The sequence below is a fragment of the Janthinobacterium aestuarii genome, from assembly GCF_046113285.1.
Classification (GTDB): Bacteria; Pseudomonadota; Gammaproteobacteria; order Burkholderiales; family Burkholderiaceae_D; genus Janthinobacterium.
This window is the reverse complement of the sequence record NZ_CP142524.1, coordinates 4542162-4561512: the sequence shown is the minus strand read 5'-3', so window position 1 is coordinate 4561512 and position 19351 is coordinate 4542162. Positions and strand designations below refer to the sequence as shown.

Genomic DNA, 19351 nt, shown 5'->3' with positions numbered 1-19351 from the left:
CCTCGCTGAACGACGCATGCAAATGCTGAGTACGGTGAGAAAAAGAAGGAGTTGACGGATGTAGTAAAATGCTTCATACTCTTCCTTCTTCGCAGCTGACAAACACAACGCTTTGTCGAGGGCGCGAAAGCAGTACCGAATACCGTTCTTTAACAATTAACAGTCGATAAGTGTGGGCATTTGATGTAAGTGCAGCGCTGCGCAAGCAGCGTAAAACTTAAAATATCAAATGTTCACAAGAAATAATGAAATAGGCGCTACGAAAGTAGTGGCCTGTCAGTTTTTTGAGTGAGCGACCCGTCAGCAATGACGGTGCCGGTAAAACGGCAAAGTAACAGAGATTAAACTGAAGAGTTTGATCCTGGCTCAGATTGAACGCTGGCGGCATGCCTTACACATGCAAGTCGAACGGCAGCACGGAGCTTGCTCTGGTGGCGAGTGGCGAACGGGTGAGTAATATATCGGAACGTACCCTAGAGTGGGGGATAACGTAGCGAAAGTTACGCTAATACCGCATACGATCTACGGATGAAAGTGGGGGATCGCAAGACCTCATGCTCGTGGAGCGGCCGATATCTGATTAGCTAGTTGGTAGGGTAAAAGCCTACCAAGGCATCGATCAGTAGCTGGTCTGAGAGGACGACCAGCCACACTGGAACTGAGACACGGTCCAGACTCCTACGGGAGGCAGCAGTGGGGAATTTTGGACAATGGGCGAAAGCCTGATCCAGCAATGCCGCGTGAGTGAAGAAGGCCTTCGGGTTGTAAAGCTCTTTTGTCAGGGAAGAAACGGTGAGAGCTAATATCTCTTGCTAATGACGGTACCTGAAGAATAAGCACCGGCTAACTACGTGCCAGCAGCCGCGGTAATACGTAGGGTGCAAGCGTTAATCGGAATTACTGGGCGTAAAGCGTGCGCAGGCGGTTTTGTAAGTCTGATGTGAAATCCCCGGGCTCAACCTGGGAATTGCATTGGAGACTGCAAGGCTAGAATCTGGCAGAGGGGGGTAGAATTCCACGTGTAGCAGTGAAATGCGTAGATATGTGGAGGAACACCGATGGCGAAGGCAGCCCCCTGGGTCAAGATTGACGCTCATGCACGAAAGCGTGGGGAGCAAACAGGATTAGATACCCTGGTAGTCCACGCCCTAAACGATGTCTACTAGTTGTCGGGTCTTAATTGACTTGGTAACGCAGCTAACGCGTGAAGTAGACCGCCTGGGGAGTACGGTCGCAAGATTAAAACTCAAAGGAATTGACGGGGACCCGCACAAGCGGTGGATGATGTGGATTAATTCGATGCAACGCGAAAAACCTTACCTACCCTTGACATGGCTGGAATCCCCGAGAGATTGGGGAGTGCTCGAAAGAGAACCAGTACACAGGTGCTGCATGGCTGTCGTCAGCTCGTGTCGTGAGATGTTGGGTTAAGTCCCGCAACGAGCGCAACCCTTGTCATTAGTTGCTACGAAAGGGCACTCTAATGAGACTGCCGGTGACAAACCGGAGGAAGGTGGGGATGACGTCAAGTCCTCATGGCCCTTATGGGTAGGGCTTCACACGTCATACAATGGTACATACAGAGCGCCGCCAACCCGCGAGGGGGAGCTAATCGCAGAAAGTGTATCGTAGTCCGGATTGTAGTCTGCAACTCGACTGCATGAAGTTGGAATCGCTAGTAATCGCGGATCAGCATGTCGCGGTGAATACGTTCCCGGGTCTTGTACACACCGCCCGTCACACCATGGGAGCGGGTTTTACCAGAAGTAGGTAGCTTAACCGTAAGGAGGGCGCTTACCACGGTAGGATTCGTGACTGGGGTGAAGTCGTAACAAGGTAGCCGTATCGGAAGGTGCGGCTGGATCACCTCCTTTCTAGAGTTTGCACGAATCAGTAATGATTCACGCATCAAATGTTCACACTTATCGGCTGTTAATAAAGAAGAACAGCATTTGGGGCTGTAGCTCAGCTGGTTAGAGCACCGTGTTGATAACGCGGGGGTCGTTGGTTCGAGTCCAACCAGCCCTACCAGTTTCTGTAGTCTGGAAATACCCATAGGGGGATTAGCTCAGCTGGGAGAGCACCTGCTTTGCAAGCAGGGGGTCGTCGGTTCGATCCCGTCATCCTCCACCAAAAGTTCAAACGTAAATCAGCGCAGATGGCGCCGGGATTTAGGTTTGGTCTTTTCGAGATCAAGTGCTGTATGTTCTTTAACAATCTGGAAGAAGTAAAGATTATTTATTGATCGGTTTGCCGTAAAACGCAAATCGATGGGTAATGATTGTATGTATCAACAAACAAGCAACAACGTTGTACTTTCTTATCCCTGTAGCGCTCTTTTCGTTTGAAAGAATGAAGAGGCTAACGTTATAGGGACAAGCGAATAAGTGCACATGGTGGATGCCTTGGCGATTACAGGCGATGAAGGACGTAGTAGCTTGCGATAAGCTGCGGGGAGTGAGCAAACACACTTTGATCCGCAGATTTCCGAATGGGGCAACCCACCCTTTTAGGGTATTGCATACTGAATACATAGGTATGCAAGGCGAACGCGGCGAACTGAAACATCTAAGTAGCTGCAGGAAAAGAAATCAACCGAGATTCCCAAAGTAGCGGCGAGCGAAATGGGAAGAGCCTGTACGTGATAGTCGGACCGATAACAGAATCCTCTGGAAATAGGAGCCATAGCGGGTGATAGCCCCGTATGTGAAATCGGACCGGTGGTACTAAGCGTACGACAAGTAGGGCGGGACACGTGACATCCTGTCTGAATATGGGGGGACCATCCTCCAAGGCTAAATACTCGTAATCGACCGATAGTGAACCAGTACCGTGAGGGAAAGGCGAAAAGAACCCCGGAAGGGGAGTGAAATAGATCCTGAAACCGTGTGCATACAAACAGTAGGAGCGGACTTGTTCCGTGACTGCGTACCTTTTGTATAATGGGTCAGCGACTTACATTCAGTGGCAAGGTTAACCAGATAGGGAAGCCGTAGAGAAATCGAGTCCGAATAGGGCGATCAGTCGCTGGGTGTAGACCCGAAACCAAGTGATCTACTCATGGCCAGGATGAAGGTGCGGTAACACGCCCTGGAGGTCCGAACCCACTAATGTTGAAAAATTAGGGGATGAGCTGTGGGTAGGGGTGAAAGGCTAAACAAACTTGGAAATAGCTGGTTCTCTCCGAAAACTATTTAGGTAGTGCCTCAAGTATCACCATCGGGGGTAGAGCACTGTTATGGCTAGGGGGTCATTGCGACTTACCAAACCATTGCAAACTCCGAATACCGATGAGTGCGAGCTTGGGAGACAGACGTCGGGTGCTAACGTCCGGCGTCAAGAGGGAAACAACCCAGACCGCCAGCTAAGGTCCCAAAGATTGGCTAAGTGGAAAACGAAGTGGGAAGGCTAAAACAGTCAGGATGTTGGCTTAGAAGCAGCCATCATTTAAAGAAAGCGTAATAGCTCACTGATCGAGTCGTCCTGCGCGGAAGATGTAACGGGGCTAAGCCAGTCACCGAAGCTGCGGATATGCGTAAGCATATGGTAGGAGAGCGTTCTGTAAGCCTGCGAAGGTGTCTTGTAAAGGATGCTGGAGGTATCAGAAGTGCGAATGCTGACATGAGTAGCGATAATGGGGGTGAAAAGCCTCCACGCCGTAAGCCCAAGGTTTCCTGTTCAACGTTCATCGGAGCAGGGTGAGTCGGCCCCTAAGGCGAGGCAGAGATGCGTAGCTGATGGGAAGCAGGTTAATATTCCTGCACCGTCGTATGATGCGATGGGGGGACGGATCGCGGAAGGTTGTCTGACTGTTGGAATAGTCAGTTTCTGCTTCATAGAAGGCGCTTAGGCAAATCCGGGCGCGGAATTCAAGGGAGTGGGACGAGTGCACTTGTGCACGAAGCAATCGGAAGTGGTTCCAAGAAAAGCCTCTAAGCTTCAGTCATACGAGACCGTACCGCAAACCGACACAGGTGGGCGAGATGAGTATTCTAAGGCGCTTGAGAGAACTCGGGAGAAGGAACTCGGCAAATTGGTACCGTAACTTCGGGAAAAGGTACGCCCCGGTAGCTTGACTGGTTTACTCCAGAAGGGTGAAAGGGTTGCAATAAACTGGTGGCTGCGACTGTTTAATAAAAACACAGCACTCTGCAAACACGAAAGTGGACGTATAGGGTGTGACGCCTGCCCGGTGCTGGAAGATTAAATGATGGGGTGCAAGCTCTTGATTGAAGTCCCAGTAAACGGCGGCCGTAACTATAACGGTCCTAAGGTAGCGAAATTCCTTGTCGGGTAAGTTCCGACCTGCACGAATGGCGTAACGATGGCCACACTGTCTCCTCCCGAGACTCAGCGAAGTTGAAATGTTTGTGATGATGCAATCTACCCGCGGCTAGACGGAAAGACCCCATGAACCTTTACTGTAGCTTTGCATTGGACTTTGAACCAATCTGTGTAGGATAGGTGGGAGGCTTTGAAGCGGGGACGCTAGTTCTCGTGGAGCCAACCTTGAAATACCACCCTGGTTTGTTTGAGGTTCTAACCTTGGTCCGTTATCCGGATCGGGGACAGTGCATGGTAGGCAGTTTGACTGGGGCGGTCTCCTCCTAAAGTGTAACGGAGGAGTTCGAAGGTACGCTAGATACGGTCGGACATCGTGTTGATAGTGCAATGGCATAAGCGTGCTTAACTGCGAGACTGACAAGTCGAGCAGGTACGAAAGTAGGACATAGTGATCCGGTGGTTCTGTATGGAAGGGCCATCGCTCAACGGATAAAAGGTACTCTGGGGATAACAGGCTGATTCCTCCCAAGAGTTCATATCGACGGGGGAGTTTGGCACCTCGATGTCGGCTCATCACATCCTGGGGCTGTAGCCGGTCCCAAGGGTATGGCTGTTCGCCATTTAAAGTGGTACGTGAGCTGGGTTTAAAACGTCGTGAGACAGTTTGGTCCCTATCTGCCGTGGGCGTTGGAAATTTGAAGGGGGCTGCTCCTAGTACGAGAGGACCGGAGTGGACGAACCTCTGGTGTACCGGTTGTCACGCCAGTGGCATTGCCGGGTAGCTAAGTTCGGAAGAGATAACCGCTGAAAGCATCTAAGCGGGAAACTTGCCTTGAGATGAGATTTCCCAGAGCCTTGAGCTCTTTGAAGGGTCGTTCGAGACCAGGACGTTGATAGGCTGGGTGTGGAAGTGCAGTAATGCATTAAGCTAACCAGTACTAATTGCCCGTACGGCTTGTCCCTATAACCTTAGCAGGTACAGAGGATAAGACGGTACAACGTTGCGTGTGTGTTGATACACCAATTCATTACCCCAATCTTTGCTTCTTCCAGATTCAGGCTTTGTCGTCCAACAGGAGACAAACGCCGGTACAAGTTATGCCTGATGACCATAGCAAGTTGGTCCCACCCCTTCCCATCCCGAACAGGACCGTGAAACAACTTTGCGCCGATGATAGTGCTGCAACCAGTGTGAAAGTAGGTTATCGTCAGGCTTGTTATTCGAAAAAACCCCTTCCGGTGACCCGGTTGGGGTTTTTTTACGTCCAATGATTTATGCATGGCATCGACCGGGTGCCACCTTGAAAGGAATATCTTGTCTGCCTTGCTTACACTGGAGCAATTACGCGCCGGCCAACTGGCCGGCCTGCGCCGCCTGAAGCTGTCGTGCGGCTTGACGGATTTCCCACGCGAGATATTCGACCTGGCCGACAGCCTGGAAATCCTCGACCTGTCCGGCAATGCGCTGTCCTCGCTGCCCGACGATCTGCCGCGCCTGCACAAGCTGCGCATCATATTTTGCTCGGATAATCTGTTCACCACCTTGCCAGCCGTGCTCGGTTCCTGTCCTGGGCTGGAAATGATCGGTTTTAAGGCGAACCGGATCGGCCACGTGCCGGCCGCAGCCTTGCCATTGGCTCTGCGCTGGCTGACGCTGACCGACAATGCCATCGAAGTCTTGCCTGATGAACTCGGCAAGTGCGGGCAATTGCAGAAACTCATGCTGGCGGGAAATTGCCTGAGCAGTTTGCCGGTATCGCTGGTGAACTGCCGCAAGCTGGAACTGGTGCGCATCGCCGCCAACCGCTTCACGGCGCTCCCCGATTGCCTGCTGGCCTTGCCACGCCTGAGCTGGCTCTCATATGCGGGCAATCCCTTTACGGAAGCGCGTGAACTGGCGGCCCTGAGCGGCGCCGGGACGGCGGGCCTGGCCTGGCCGCGCCTGCAACTGGCGCAGCCGCTGGGCGAGGGGGCATCGGGCGTGATTTACCGCGCCCGCCTCGATGGTATCGAGGATGTTGCCGTCAAAGTGTTCAAGGCGGCGATAACCAGCGACGGCTTGCCGCGCAGCGAAATGGCTGCCTGTGTCGGCGCCGGCGCCCATCCGGGCCTGATCCCCATCCTCGGGACGCTCGATGCGCATCCGCAAGGGGCGCTGGGACTGGTCATGCCGCTGATCGATGTTGCCTACCGCAACCTCGCCGGGCCGCCCAGCCTGTCATCATGCACGCGTGATGTGTATGCCGAAGGCGTGCGCTTTGAGGCACCGCAAGCCCTGGCCATTGCCCACGGCATCGCCTCGGCCGTGTGCCAGCTGCATGCGCACGGCATCGTGCATGGCGACTTGTATGCACACAATATCCTGTATGCGGACGGTGGCGCCTGCCTGCTGGGCGACTTCGGCGCGGCGTCCATGTTTGCGCCATGCACGCCGCAAGGGGAGGTACTGCAAGGCATGGAGGCGCGCGCCTTTGGCGTGCTGCTGGGCGAGTTGATCGCGCATTGCGCGACGTCGATGCCCAGCCTGCAGGCCATGATGGATGCTTGCCTGCAGGAAGAAGTATTGCGACGGCCCAAGTTCGACGTGATCGAACGGGCATTGCGGCAGATGCTCCCCGCATAAAAAAATGGCGCAGCCTTCGCAGGCTGCGCCATTTTCATGTCAGGCTGACAAGATTCAGCCCGCTACCAGGATTTCTTTTTCCGGCAGGGCGATCTGGTTGTCGACGCTGAACTGGTAATCCTTGAAGACGTGTTCGGCCGTCAGGATCTGGTATTCGCCGTTGTCGAGCTTATGCGTGGTGTCCTTCAGGCGATACGTGTAATGGCCGCAGGTCCAGCAGTTGAAGTTGCGCATGTGCGTGCACAGGCAAGTCTTGTCCATCACGACGACGGTTTTTTGTTCCGGATGGGCCGCCACTTCGCGGTTGTACGAGTTGATGTACGCGCAGTTGCCCGTCGCATCGAGCAGGTAGCCATACGATTCGCAGCCTGGACGGATGCCGGCGCCGATGGCGGGCGTGTTTTTCAGCATGCGCATCGGGTAACCGGTCGGCGAGACGCCGTTGACGATGATGTCTTCTTCCGAGGCCTTGTAGTATTCCTGCTTGACCTTGTTTGGCAAGCCGCATTCCTCGGTGACGGTAAAGCGCGTCGCCACTTGCACGCCGGCCGCGCCCGCTTCCAGGAAGGAGACGGCATCGCTGCCCGTGAAGATGCCGCCGGCGGCGATCAGCGGGATGTCCAGCTGTTCCGCTTTCAGGTAGGCCAGCAGTTCCGCCGTGATCGTGTGCAGGTCGTAATTGGCCCAGTCCATGCCGAAACCCAGGTGGCCGCCGGCCAAGGGTCCTTCGACGATGATGAAGTCGGGCAAGCGGTCCAGCTTGGCGTTCTTGCGCAGGAAAATCTGCAAGGCGCGCACGGACGAGACGATGATGCCCAGCTTGGCGTCACGGAAACGCGGATGGTCGGCCATCAAGGCAAACGAACCGAAGTGCAGACCGGCCGACAGGGTGATGCCGTCGATGCCCGCGTCCAGCGCCGCATTCAGGCGCACGCGCAAGGTTTCACGGGGGCCGTTCATGGTCAGCTTTTCCATGCAATTGACGAAGATCAAACCATCGCCTTTTTTCGCTTCCATGGTGCGGCCGATATGCAGGCGCTGCGCTTCCGCCAGGCGGCCCAAGTCGAACTGCACCACGGCCTTGTCGCTGTTATTGATGTTGAACTTGTACAGTTTCGTCTTGTCTTTGACGAAGGTGGTGTCGAAACGGCGATCCGACACGTCTTCCACCATGGCATCGGAGATATGCCCGATACCGTTCAGCCGTGCCGCTTCCAGGGCCAGCTCCGACGTGGAAATATCCACACCCATTCCGCCTATCATGATGGGCACATATTCTTTTTTGCCAAATCGCAGGCGGAAATCATCAACACGTTTCATTGCTATCCTTAGACTACCGTGGTTATCACTGAGCCAGATGTACGGTCAAGCCCGCTGCCGGTCAGGCGCGCGGGCGCATGTAGCTGTGCGCAGCTTCAATTCTACCCCAAGCGGGCAGGTGCTCCGAGGCAGCTTGCCGCCATGCCGGTGCAAGCGCAGGCCGGAGCGTGCGCATCATCGAAATTAATCGCGGAAATTGTTAAATTCCAGCGGCATGTCGGGCACGTCCTTGCGCAGCATGGCCATGGCCGCTTGCAGGTCGTCGCGCTTGGCGCCCGTGACGCGCACGGCTTCACCCTGGATGCTCGCTTGCACTTTCATCTTGCTGTCCTTGATGACGCGCACGATTTTCTTGGCATCATCCGATTCGATGCCATTCTTGATCTTGATAATCTGCTTGACCTTGTCGCCGCCGATCTTCTTGATGTCGCCTTCGTCGAGGAAGCGCACATCGACCTTGCGTTTGGTCAATTTATTGGTCAGCACGTCGCGCACCTGGCTGAGCTGGAATTCCGAATCCGCGAATGCGGTCAATTCGTTTTCCTTGTGTTCGACGCGGGCATCGCTGCCCTTGAAGTCGAAGCGGGTCGTGATTTCCTTGTTGGATTGCTCGACGGCATTCTTGACTTCGATCATATCGGCTTCGGAGACTACATCAAATGACGGCATGGTCTGTTCCTTTTCTTGTTAAAGCGAGCGCGCGCTCGGCGCGCTGGGCCTTGGCGGCTGATTCTGCGCCATGGGACGGCCCTGTTAAAGATGCGACATTTTAACGGACAACGGGCAAGTCGCCCTTGTCCTGAGGTGGTTTTTTGTCGCTTTCGCTCTATAATCGAGCAAAATTTCCCTATCCCATGCATCCAGAGCTCACCATCGAACACAATTACAACCTCCAGCGCCTGAATACCTTCGGCATCGCGGCCCATGCGGCCGCCTACGTACGCATTACTTCGCAGGCCCAGCTGCAGGCCGCACTGCAAGATCCCGCCCTGTCCGCCATGCCGCGCCTGATATTGGGCGGCGGCAGCAACATCGTGCTGACGGGTGATTTTCCCGGCGCCGTGCTGCACATGGCCACGCGCGGCATGCGCCTGGCGCAGGCGGACTTCGAGACGATACTCGTCACGGCCGCGGCCGGTGAAAACTGGCACGACTTCGTGCAGTGGACCCTGGCACAAGGCGTGGGCGGACTGGAAAACCTGTCCTTGATCCCCGGCACGGTGGGTGCGGCGCCTATCCAGAATATCGGCGCGTATGGCGTGGAAATCAAGGATTATCTGCATAAGGTGAGCGTCATGCACAGCGCCAGTGGCATCGTCTTCGACATGGACCGCGACGCCTGCCGTTTCGCCTATCGCGACAGCATCTTCAAGCAGGCGGACGGGCGCGAGCTGATCGTGCTGGAAGTGACGTTTGCCTTGCCCGCCGAGTGGCAGCCGAACTTGCGCTACGCGGAACTGGCGCAGGCCGTGGCCGAGCGCCATCTTGCCGAACCGACGCCGCAACAGGTGGCCGACACGGTGATGGCGATCCGCCGGAGAAAATTGCCGGACCCGGCCGTGATCGGCAATGCGGGCAGCTTCTTCAAGAATCCCGTGGTGTCACGCGAGCAATGTCTTGCCTTGCTGGAACGTTTCCCCGCCTTGGTGCACCATGCGCAGCCCGATGGCACGGAAAAGCTGGCGGCCGGCTGGCTGATCGATCAGTGTGGCTGGAAGGGGAAAAACCTGGGGCCCGCGGGAGTGTATCCCAAGCAGGCGCTGGTTCTGGTGAATAATGGCGGCGCTCGTGGCGCGGACATTACCCGGCTGGCGGAAGCGATACAGGATGATGTAGAGGCGAAATACGGCGTGCGCCTGTCGCCCGAGCCTGTGTTTATCTAAATAGTCAATCCGCGCTTGAAAAAATGTTCAGGGCAAGGCGCATTGCCGAAGACAGTACGCATAGTACGGCGAGGCAGTGCAACGCAGCCATGGACGTTTTTTCTGCGTGGATTAGCCGAAGTGGCAGACGTAATCGAGTGTTTCCACCGTTTCAATATCAAAATAGCTATTGCCCGGGATTTTGAATTCCGTGCCCGCGCCATAGCTGTTCCACTCCGTCGCGTCGGCCAGGCGCACCTTGCACAGGCCGCCGACGATTTCCATCGTTTCCGGCGCGCCCGTGTTGAAGCGCAGCGATGACGCGAAAATCACACCCACGCTTTTCTTCGTGCCATCGGCGAGGATGACGTTGTGCGAGACGCATTTGCCGTCAAAGTAGATATTCGACTTCTTGACGACGCTGACATTGTCCAGTTGTGTGCTCATGCTTCACTTTCCTTGCTGTTAAAAATCAGTCCTGGACGTCATCGGCGCTCAGCACGCTGTTGCGTCCGCCGCGCTTGGCCGCGTACAGGGCCTGGTCGGCGCGGTTGATCAGTTGCTCGACCGTCGAGTCGGGCGAAGGCACGACGGTGGCCACGCCGATCGAGATGGTGACGATGCCCGTGCCTGCCGCCGGGTTCTCGATCTGCAAGCCTTCCAGATGGCGCCGGCATGCTTGGGCGATCAGCAGCGCGCCGGCCGCTTCCGTTTCCGGCAGGATCAGGGCGAACTCCTCGCCCCCGTAACGGGCGGCCAGGTCGGCCGGGCGTTTCAAATGTTCCGTGAGCACGGCGGCAACTTTTTTCAGGCACAGGTCGCCCGCCAGGTGGCCGAAATGGTCGTTATAGCTCTTGAAATGGTCGATATCGCAGAACAGCAGGCTCAACGGTGCTTTGTCGCGCTGGCCCCGCTGCCATTCAAAATGCAGGGTTTCATCGAAACGGCGGCGGTTGGCGATGCCCGTCAAGCCATCGAGGGCGGCCAGTTTCTGCAATTCAATGTTCGCGTCCGCCAGGTTCTTTTGGCTTTCACGCAGGAAACGAAAAGCCTGGTCGCGCTGCAGGCGGCTGATGTGCGCGTTGGAATGGTAGCGTATGCGCGCCAGCAGCTCCAGGCGGTCCGGCAGTTTCACCACATAATCGTTGGCGCCGACGGCAAAGCTGTGGGCCTTCAGTTTCGGGTCGTCCTTGGCCGACATCACGATCACCGGCACGTGCGCGAGCGCCTCGTTTTCGCGGTACTGCTGGATCAAGGCGAAGCCGTCGATGCCCGGCATCACCAGGTCTTGCAGGATGACGGTCGGTTGCAAACGCTGCGCCGTGTCCAGCGCCTGCGTGGCGTCGGTCACATAATGAAATTCGATATCCTGCTGGTCGCTGAGCATGCGGCGGACTGCCTCGGCAATGATCAACTGGTCGTCCACCAGCAGCACGCTGACCTTGAATTCGGTCAATGCGGGTTCATGCTGGGTGAAGCTGGAGGAGAATTCTGGCATTGCATTCTTTTCAGATGTTAGGGGAGGGCTCCCACCCATTGTTGAGTTTGGCGCCCAGGCGGCCGCGCAGGCTGGCGCCTATTCTATCCAATGGCAGGATTTGCTGCGCCGCATCGAGTTCAGCCGCCGCACGCGGCATGCCATACACGGCGCTGCTGGCCTGGTCTTGCGCGATCGTCGTCTTGCCTGCGCGGCGCATGGCCAGCAAGCCGTCGCCGCCATCGCGCCCCATGCCTGTGAGCAATACGCCGATGGCGTCGCCGCGCCAGTGCTGCGCCACGCAGTTGAAGAAGACATCGACGGACGGGCGGTAAACATAGTCGCGCGGTGCTGCATCGTAACCCAAACGATAATTTTGATCTAGCAGCAAGTGGTCATTGGTCTTGGCGATCAGTACCGTGCCGGACACCAGTTCATCGCCTTCGGCGATCACGCGCACGGGCATGCTGAGCTGGTCATCGAGCCATTTGGCGAAGTGCGAGGCGAAGGTTTCATCGATGTGCTGCACCACCACGATGGCGCAGCCGGGCGGCGCCGTCCAGCCGGCCAGCACCTTGGCCACGGCCGAGGGGCCACCCGTCGAGGCGCCGATGGCCACCAGGGTCGATACCTGGCCGTCGCCCCGTTCGCCGTTATTGCCGTTCGCCGGGCGCGGCGGCGGTGCTTCGGCGCTGTGGCGTATCAGCTTGCCGATGGTCTTGATCTTGGCCAGCAGTTCGCTGTCGCCGCCCACTTCCCCCTGCAGCACCGGCGTGGCCGTGACGTCGAGCGCGCCCGCGCCCAGCGCGCGGAAGACCTGGTTGACATTGTCCTGCGGGCGGCCCGTGACGACGAGGATGGCGCACGGGCTTTGCTCCATGATCAGGCGCGTCGCTTCCACGCCATCCATCTCCGGCATGTTCAGGTCCATCAGGATCAGGTCGGGGCGGTTGCCCTCGCACATGCGCACGGCCTCGAGCCCCGTGCGGGCGATCCACAGCACCTGGTGTTCCTGCGTACTGGCGACCACCCGGCGCAGGGCCTCGGCGGCCATGGCGACATCGTTGGCAATGGCAATTTTCATGAATGACGGCTCATAAGCGGGCATCTCCTATCAGGTCGGCCACCGCGTCGAGCAAGGTCTCGTCGTGGAAGCTGCCTTTGGTCAGATAATAATCGGCGCCGGCGGACAGGCCGCGCGCGCGGTCTTCCGGGCGGTCCTTGTACGAGACGATCATCACCGGCAGCTTGTGCAGGTGCAGGTCCTTCTTGATCAGCGAGACCAGTTCGATGCCATCCATGCGCGGCATGTCGACGTCGGTGATCACCAGGTCGTACTCGCCGCTGCGCACCACGTTCCAGCCGTCGATGCCGTCAATGGCCACGTCGACCTCGAAACCGCGCGCCAGCAGCAGCTTGCGCTCCATCTCGCGCACCGTCAGCGAATCGTCGACGACAAGGATGCGCTTGGCGCGGCGCTGCTGCGCGTGGCCGGCCTGCGCCAGCTGGTGCAGGCCGCCTTCGTGCAGCAGCTTGTCGATCGACAGCAGCAAATCGGGCACGTCGAGGATCAGCACCGGCTCGCCGTCGTCGAGCAGGGCGGCGGCGGAAATGTCGCGCATCTTGCCGAAGATCGGATCGATGGCCTGCACCGCCAGACTTTGCTCGCCGCGGATGGCGTCGACCACCAGCGCATAGCTTTGCTTGCCGCGGCCGATTACCACCACCGGCAAGTCCTCGGCCTGGCTGGCCGCTTCGCCCAGTTCCAGCACCTGCGCGGCCGACACCAGGCCCAGATGCTCGCCCTTGAGTTCGAAGAACTGCTTGTTTTCCAGGGTATGGATGGCCGCTTGCGGCACGCGCACCACGCTTTCCACCTTGACGATGGGGATGGCATAGGCTTCGCCGTGCACGTCGACCACCAGCGCGCGCACGATCGATTGCGTCAGCGGCAGGGTGATCAGGGCGCGGAAGCCGCGGCCCGGCTCCGATTCCAGGCGCACCGTGCCGTTTTGCTGGCGTATCGTCTCGTGCACGATGTCGAGGCCCACGCCGCGTCCGGACAATTGATTGGCCGTCGCCTTCAGGCTGAAGGCGGGCAGGAACAAAAACTCCAGCAGCTCGCCCGGCGACAGCGCGGCGGCCATGGCGGGGCTGGCCATCTTGCGCTCGATGACGGACTGGCGGATTTTTTCCAGGTCGACGCCGCGCCCGTCGTCGCTGATCTCGATGCTCAGCATGCCGGCGCGGTGGCGCGCTTCCATGCGTATCGTGCCCATCGCTTCCTTGCCCGCGTCGATGCGCTCGTACGGGCCTTCCATGCCATGGTCGATGGCATTCCTGAGCATGTGGTTCAGCGGGCTTTCGATCTTCGCCAGGATGTCGCGGTCGACCAGGGTGTCTTCCCCTTCGATCTCCAGCTGCACTTCCTTGCCCAGGCTGCGCGCCAGGTCGCGCACCATGCGCGGAAACGCATGGATGCCGTCGCGGAAAGGGCGCATGCGCAGGGCCAGCACTTCGTCGACCATGCCTTGCGAGACGGCCAGCAGGCGCCGCTCATAGGTTTCGATGTCGGCGATGTGCTCGAGCATGAACTGCTTCAGCGGTTGCGTCTTTTGCAGCGCCAGCAGGGACTTTTCCATCAGGCCCGGGTCGGCCAAGCGGGCAATGGCTTCGTGCAGGTGCTCGATGGCGGAAAACAGGCTGCTCTGGTTGCGCTTGAAACGCTGCAGGGCACCGACGAACGGGTGCATCTGGTGCGCATTGATGCGCGATTCGCTGGCCAGCGACAGCAGCTTGTCGAAGTTTTGCGCCACAGCCTTGGCCGGTGCGGCACCCGCACGCGGGGCAGGCGCGGCCGCCGATTCAGGCTCTTCGCCTGCCAGGCCGCTGGCCACGGGAGCCTGCAGTTCGGTCGGGTTGGGCGTTTCCTGCGGCAAGGGGGCGGGAGCGGAGGCAGGCAACGAGGGCAGGGCCGGCAATTCGGGCAGGTCGGCGATGCCGGCGATGGCGTTCAGGGTCTGGTCGATTTGCGCCGCATTCGCGGCCAGCCACGCTTCGGCGCCCGCGTCGTCCAGTCGCGACAGCTGCACGATCAGGTCGACGCCCGACAGCAGCACGTCGACCCGTTCCGGCGTCAGCTTCAAGCGGCCGTGCTGGGCGGCGACAAAGCTGTCTTCCATGCCGTGCGCCAGCTGCACCACCACCTGCAGCCCGACGATGGCGGCGGCACCCTTGATCGAGTGCGCCGCGCGCATCATCGCCTCGACGGCCGCCGCGTCGCCCGCATGGCGCTCCATGGCCAGCAAGCCGTCGGTGAGAATCTGGGTCTGGCTGTCCGCCTCCATGCGGAACAGGTCCAGCATGGAAAAGGCACTCAGGTCGCCGTGCTGGTCCTGGCTCATCGTAATAGTCTCGCAAGTTGAAAGCCGATCAGCGCCGTGTCGAGGCAGCCGATGCGCATGTCGCCCTCGGTGATGACGCCGGACAAAAAGCGCGACAGGCCCTTGTTGATGGTCGCCGCCGGCGCCTGCACGGCGCCCGACGCATAGCGCACGATGCCGTGCAGGTCGGCCACGGGCAGCGCGTAAGCCTGCTCTTCCCAGCGCAGCAGCAGCAGGCGTGCAAACGTGTGGCGGCCGCGGGCCGCTGGCGCACCCTGTTCGTCGATGCCCAGCAAACTGGCCAGCGACATGCACGGATACAGCTTGCCGCCGATATTGACGATGCCCGCCAGACCGCGCCCGCTGCGGTGCGGCAGCACATGCGGCTTGGCCTGCGGCGCCACGGCGTCGAACACGCGCGTGGGCAGCGCCAGCCATTCGCGGCCGATGCGAAACACCAGCGCGGAACTGTCGCGCACTTCGCCGCCCGTATCGATCTGGCGGAAGTGGCTGGCCCAGTCGCGCCGGTAGTGTTCGTCCACGGGCCGCTGCAGGTTGCGCCGGGCGGCGCCCGCGTACACGTCGCAGTTGCGGCAATGCACGTTGGCTGGCAGCTTGGGGCAGCTCTGGTCGCCGACCACGCCGATATGGTTCCAGCAGTCGTCGATGGTGGCGGGGGACTCGGTGGCGATGAGATTTGTCATGCTTGCCCCTTAGTTGGACGCCTGGCGGCGCTCGTAAATGCGTGCCGCGCGCGCCTTCAGGGTGGCGGCGGCCGTTTGGTTGCCATTGCGTTCGGCCAGCAGGGCCAGATGGCACAGCGCCTCGTAATGGTCGGGCTGCAGGTAGATGCAGCGGCGCCAGTAGTCGTCGGCCAGGTCCATCTTGCCGGCCAGTTCGTTGATGATGCCCAGCATGAAATACGCTTCCGCCGCCTCGGGCACTTTCGCCAGGTGCGCGTGGCATTTGTCGCCGGCCTCGCGCAACTGGCCGCGGTCGGCCAGCAGGCGCGCCTCTGCCAGCAAATCGGCTTGCGCTGCCGGCGCGGGCGATGGCACGGACACGGGGCGCGTGCGCGGCACCGCCGACGCGGCGGAAGAGGGGGCTGCTACTGCAGCGCGCCCTGGCGCGGGCGGCACGCTGCGCAGGGGACGCGCGACAGGCAGCGGCGCCACTAGCACGGGGCTGGCCGGCGCCGCTGTTTCCTTCTTCAGGGCGAAAGCCTGGCGGAACTGCAGCGGCGCAAAGCCGTTCTGGCAGAACGACGGCACTTCCGCATAACCGGCCAGCAGCATGCCGTCGTCGGCCAGCAGGGCGGACAGGTTGGCGATGGCGGCGCGCGTGGTCGGTTTGTCGAAGTAAATCAGCAGGTTGCGGCAGAAGATGACGTCGTAATGTTTGTTGCAGCTGGCGGTATCGAACTGCAGCAGATTGCCCTGCCTGAAGGTCACCTGGTCGCGCAGGGCGTCGATGATGCGGTAGGCGTCGTCGGCCACGTGCGTGAAATAGCGTTCTCGGAAGGCCACGTCCTGCGCGCGGAAGGCGTTGCGGCCATACACGCCGGCCTGCGCCCGCTCGATGCAGCCGGGGCTCAAGTCATACGCGTCGATGCTGAACGCCTGTTTCGGCACACCGCCGTCGCGCAGCGCCATGGCCATCGAATACGGTTCCTCGCCGCCCGCGCACGGGATCGACAGGATGCGCGTGGCGCGTCCGCGCGCCCAGCGCTCCTGCACCAGTTCGACGGTGGCGTAGAACGCTTGCGGATCGCGGAACAGCCACGATTCGGGCACCACCACCAGTTCGATCAATTGCGTCATTTCGGCCGGCGTGAGCGCCTGCAGGTAAGCCTGGCTATCGGCAAAGCCCGTCCGCTCCATGCGCTGATTGACGGCCCGCTCGGCCACGGATTTGGACACCGACAGGCCGGTCGCGCGGCGCAGCAGGGCTTGCGCCGTCATGCCGCGCTCGCGTCTTGAAACAGCAGCGCGCGCATGTCCGGCGGCAGCAGGTGTTCCAGCTCGACCAGCTGCACGATGCCGTCGGCGTCGCTGGCCACCTGGCCCAGGAAGGGCGCCGTCGCCACGCCGCTGTCCTCAAGCCCTTGCGGGTCGATATCGGCGATGCCGCGCACCTGCGAGGCCAGCAGGCCCAGCGCATGCATGGCGCCGTCCGGCGCGCGGTAGTCGACGATGACGATGCGCGTGTCGAACTGCGCGGCGGCGGGCGGCAGCCCGGCCAGGCGCGACAGGTCGATCACGGGCACGGGCGTGCCGTGCAAGTCCATCAGGCCGGCCACGTAGTCTGGCGTGAGCGGCAACTGCTTCAGCTCCAGCAGCGGCAGCACGCGCACGATGCCGGCCAGGGGCAGGCCGTAGCGGTCGCGTCCGATGTGAAAGAGCAGCACTTTCATGGGATCAGATGGTGACGGCGAAGGTCGACACGCTCGACTGCAGGTCGCCCGCCGCATATTGCAACTGGTGCACCGCCTCGCTGGTGGCTTTTAATGACTCCACCGTTTGCTGGGTGGCGTCGTTGAGCTGCATCATGGTGTCGGAAATCTGCGACGCGCCGATCGCCTGCGACTGCATGCCTTGCAGCACGGCGTCGAACTGCGGCGTGAGTTTCTGCACCTGGTCCATGACGGACGACAGCTGCTCGGCCACTTGCCGCACTTCGCCCACGCTGCGGCGAATTTCTTCCGAGAATTTATCCATGCCCATCACGCTGGCGGACACGGCCGACTGCATTTCCTTGAGCATTTGCTCGATATCCCAGGTGGACACCGAGGTCTGGTCGGCCAGGCGGCGGATTTCCGTCGCCACCACGGAAAAGCCGCGGCCCGCCTCGCCCGCCTTTTCCGCCTCGATGGCGGCGTTCAGCGACAGGATGTTGGTCTGGTCGGCCACCTTCGTGATGGTGATCAGCACGCTATTGATATTGCTGGCTTTTTCCGACAGGGCGGCCAGCTTGGCGTTGATGGAATCGGTGGCCGAGACCATGTGCTGCATGGTCGAATCCATGCGTTTGAGGTTGTTCTGCGCTTCGGCCGTCGCATTCGTCGTGTAGTCGGCCACGGCGGTAGCGTCTTCCATGGTTTTGAGCAACTGGCTCGTGTTGGCCGAGATTTCCTTGGTGGTGCTGAGAATTTCCACGCTCGTTTGCGCTTGTTCAATCCCCGTGGCTTCCTGCTGGCGCGCCGAGGCGGCGATTTCGGTGGCGGATGTCGTCACCTGGATGCCGGCCTTTTGCACATTGTTGAGCAGGCTGCGCAGGTTTTCGAACATCTTCGCCAGGCCATTGCCCAGCTGGCCGATGGCATCGCTGCCCGTGATGCCGACCTTGCCCGTCAGGTCGCCCGAGGCTGCCTTGGACACCACTTCCAGCAGGGAATCGACCTTGGCCCGCAAAGTGTTGGTGGCGGCCAATTCGTTGGCCTGGTTGTCCTGGATGGTTTGCGCCATGCGGTTGAACTCTTCCGTTACCTTGCCCAGTTCGTCGCGCGAGAGGATGGCGGCGCGCGCGCCTTGCTCGCCGCCGGCGATGCGCCCGACGGCGTCCGTCAGGCTGTTCAGCGGGCCGAGGATGGCACGGCCCAGCAGGTAGGAAATGCCCAGCGCCAGCACCACGCACAGCAGGCCGCCCAGGGCCAGGGTCAACATCATGGTTTCCTGCAATTTTGCCGTGGTGGCCGTGCGTTCGGCCAGCAAGCGGGTTTCCTCGGCGGCCACTTCGTCGAGCAGCTTGTTCGCTTGCGCGACAGCCGGGTAGCCGCTTGGCGGCATGGAGCGCGCCACCGCTTCCGTGGCGCCCGGCGCATTGCCCAGCGCGCGGCGCTTCTCGATCAGCGGAGTGATCCATTCCTTGACCCAGGTGGTGGTCAGCTGGTCGATCTTGCGGAAGCGTTCCGACTGCAGCTTGTTGTCGACCGTCATGGCGATGGCTTTTTGCGTGTGTTGGCTCAGCATTGCCGTTTCATCGGTTTCCGGCGTCAGCGAGGCTTCGTTGCCGGTCAGGATGAAACCGCGCGCTTCCACCTGGATTTGCAGGATGGAATTGTGGATCTTGTCGATCTCGACCAGCACTTCCATCGTATGGCGGTCCCATGCATTAGCCTCGGACAGCCGCGAAAAGCTGTTGTAGGCCACGCCCAGCAGGATCAGGATGATGGCCACGATGGAGCCGAAGCCCAGGTACAGTTTATTCTTGATACTCAGGTCTTTGAACATGGTGGCTCCGGAAGCGGGAAGTTTTCGACTAAGAGTCGCCTAACAGAACCGTAGCGAGCGGCAGCGAGTTGCGGCTGAGAAGCGCAACTGTGCGCATGCACAGTGAGCATCGCAGGCCGCAAATCGCGCCGCGCAGTAGGTTATGTTAGGTGCTCTAAATTGCACTGTAGCAT

General features: G+C 59.7%; 12 protein-coding genes, 2 tRNA genes and 3 rRNA genes. 7 read left to right on the top strand and 10 right to left on the bottom strand.

Translation table 11 applies throughout. The features are described from left to right. The first annotated feature begins 343 nt into the window (after positions 1–343). The 6 genes from OX462_RS20435 (at position 344) to OX462_RS20410 (ending at position 6907) form a co-directional block, all read left to right on the top strand. Positions 344–1874 (top strand): 16S ribosomal RNA (locus tag OX462_RS20435). A gap of 80 nt (positions 1875–1954) precedes the next feature. Beyond that, positions 1955–2031, top strand: a tRNA-Ile gene (locus tag OX462_RS20430). 26 nt (positions 2032–2057) lie between these two features. Continuing rightward, positions 2058–2133, top strand: a tRNA-Ala gene (locus tag OX462_RS20425). A gap of 240 nt (positions 2134–2373) precedes the next feature. Further along, a 23S ribosomal RNA gene (locus OX462_RS20420) occupies positions 2374–5247 on the top strand. 138 nt (positions 5248–5385) lie between these two features. Further along, positions 5386–5498 (top strand): 5S ribosomal RNA (rrf, locus tag OX462_RS20415). Together the 16S, 23S and 5S rRNA genes with 2 tRNA genes alongside form the textbook arrangement of a ribosomal RNA operon. A gap of 110 nt (positions 5499–5608) precedes the next feature. Next, a complete protein-coding gene (locus OX462_RS20410) occupies positions 5609–6907 on the top strand; it encodes a leucine-rich repeat-containing protein kinase family protein (protein ID WP_409028770.1) in 1299 nt (432 codons plus the stop codon). A gap of 54 nt (positions 6908–6961) precedes the next feature. Here the strand turns inward: OX462_RS20410 and OX462_RS20405 are convergent, their stop codons facing one another. Further along, positions 6962–8227, bottom strand: coding sequence for a nitronate monooxygenase (locus tag OX462_RS20405; RefSeq protein ID WP_070220060.1), 1266 nt, complete (start codon positions 8225–8227; stop codon positions 6962–6964). Positions 8228–8410: 183 nt separating this feature from the next. After that, positions 8411–8896, bottom strand: a complete 486-nt coding sequence (locus OX462_RS20400) for a YajQ family cyclic di-GMP-binding protein (protein WP_034759416.1) — start codon at positions 8894–8896, stop codon at positions 8411–8413. Between the two features lie 185 nt (positions 8897–9081). Here OX462_RS20400 and murB point away from each other — a divergent pair, with 185 nt between their 5' ends. Then, positions 9082–10110, top strand: a complete 1029-nt coding sequence (murB, locus tag OX462_RS20395; RefSeq protein WP_070220062.1) for a UDP-N-acetylmuramate dehydrogenase — start codon at positions 9082–9084, stop codon at positions 10108–10110. A 111-nt stretch (positions 10111–10221) separates the two neighbouring features. Here murB and OX462_RS20390 read toward each other — a convergent pair whose 3' ends face one another. From OX462_RS20390 to OX462_RS20355, 8 genes are read right to left on the bottom strand one after another with little or no spacing between them, the layout of a single operon-like run. Continuing rightward, positions 10222–10536 (bottom strand): pyrimidine/purine nucleoside phosphorylase, encoded by a 315-nt coding sequence (locus OX462_RS20390; protein WP_409026934.1) that lies wholly within the window; start codon positions 10534–10536, stop codon positions 10222–10224. Between the two features lie 25 nt (positions 10537–10561). Beyond that, entirely contained in the window at positions 10562–11587 is a 1026-nt protein-coding gene (locus OX462_RS20385) for a diguanylate cyclase (protein ID WP_070290630.1), read from the bottom strand. A 10-nt stretch (positions 11588–11597) separates the two neighbouring features. Beyond that, positions 11598–12650, bottom strand: coding sequence for a chemotaxis-specific protein-glutamate methyltransferase CheB (gene cheB, locus OX462_RS20380; protein ID WP_070220069.1), 1053 nt, complete (start codon positions 12648–12650; stop codon positions 11598–11600). Between the two features lie 10 nt (positions 12651–12660). Then, on the bottom strand, positions 12661–14970 hold the full coding sequence (locus OX462_RS20375) for a hybrid sensor histidine kinase/response regulator (protein WP_409026933.1): 2310 nt from the start codon (positions 14968–14970) through the stop codon (positions 12661–12663). Beyond that, the gene (locus OX462_RS20370) at positions 14967–15653 is read right to left on the bottom strand and encodes a chemotaxis protein CheW (protein ID WP_409026932.1); all 687 of its coding nucleotides are present in this window, start codon (positions 15651–15653) and stop codon (positions 14967–14969) included. The genes OX462_RS20375 and OX462_RS20370 overlap by 4 nt, the downstream gene beginning before the upstream one ends. 9 nt (positions 15654–15662) lie before the next feature. Further along, complete coding sequence (locus tag OX462_RS20365; protein WP_409026931.1) at positions 15663–16910, bottom strand: CheR family methyltransferase; 1248 nt, start codon at positions 16908–16910, stop codon at positions 15663–15665. Further along, positions 16907–17362: a chemotaxis protein CheW gene (locus OX462_RS20360; RefSeq protein WP_409026930.1), complete on the bottom strand. Its 456-nt coding sequence runs from the start codon at positions 17360–17362 to the stop codon at positions 16907–16909. Before OX462_RS20360 ends, OX462_RS20365 begins: the two co-directional genes overlap by 4 nt. A gap of 4 nt (positions 17363–17366) precedes the next feature. Next, positions 17367–19178, bottom strand: a complete 1812-nt coding sequence (locus tag OX462_RS20355; RefSeq protein ID WP_121668798.1) for a methyl-accepting chemotaxis protein — start codon at positions 19176–19178, stop codon at positions 17367–17369. Positions 19179–19351: the final 173 nt, after the last annotated feature.

Coding starts and splice junctions, on each gene's coding strand:
- OX462_RS20390 (WP_409026934.1), bottom strand. CDS start 10,536: ATGAGCACACAACTGGACAATGTCAGCGTCGTCAAGAAGTCGAATATC.
- OX462_RS20385 (WP_070290630.1), bottom strand. CDS start 11,587: ATGCCAGAATTCTCCTCCAGCTTCACCCAGCATGAACCCGCATTGACC.
- cheB (WP_070220069.1), bottom strand. CDS start 12,650: ATGAAAATTGCCATTGCCAACGATGTCGCCATGGCCGCCGAGGCCCTG.
- OX462_RS20405 (WP_070220060.1), bottom strand. CDS start 8,227: ATGAAACGTGTTGATGATTTCCGCCTGCGATTTGGCAAAAAAGAATAT.
- OX462_RS20360 (WP_409026930.1), bottom strand. CDS start 17,362: ATGAAAGTGCTGCTCTTTCACATCGGACGCGACCGCTACGGCCTGCCC.
- OX462_RS20370 (WP_409026932.1), bottom strand. CDS start 15,653: ATGACAAATCTCATCGCCACCGAGTCCCCCGCCACCATCGACGACTGC.
- OX462_RS20375 (WP_409026933.1), bottom strand. CDS start 14,970: ATGAGCCAGGACCAGCACGGCGACCTGAGTGCCTTTTCCATGCTGGAC.
- OX462_RS20400 (WP_034759416.1), bottom strand. CDS start 8,896: ATGCCGTCATTTGATGTAGTCTCCGAAGCCGATATGATCGAAGTCAAG.
- OX462_RS20365 (WP_409026931.1), bottom strand. CDS start 16,910: ATGACGGCGCAAGCCCTGCTGCGCCGCGCGACCGGCCTGTCGGTGTCC.
- OX462_RS20355 (WP_121668798.1), bottom strand. CDS start 19,178: ATGTTCAAAGACCTGAGTATCAAGAATAAACTGTACCTGGGCTTCGGC.
- murB (WP_070220062.1), top strand. CDS start 9,082: ATGCATCCAGAGCTCACCATCGAACACAATTACAACCTCCAGCGCCTG.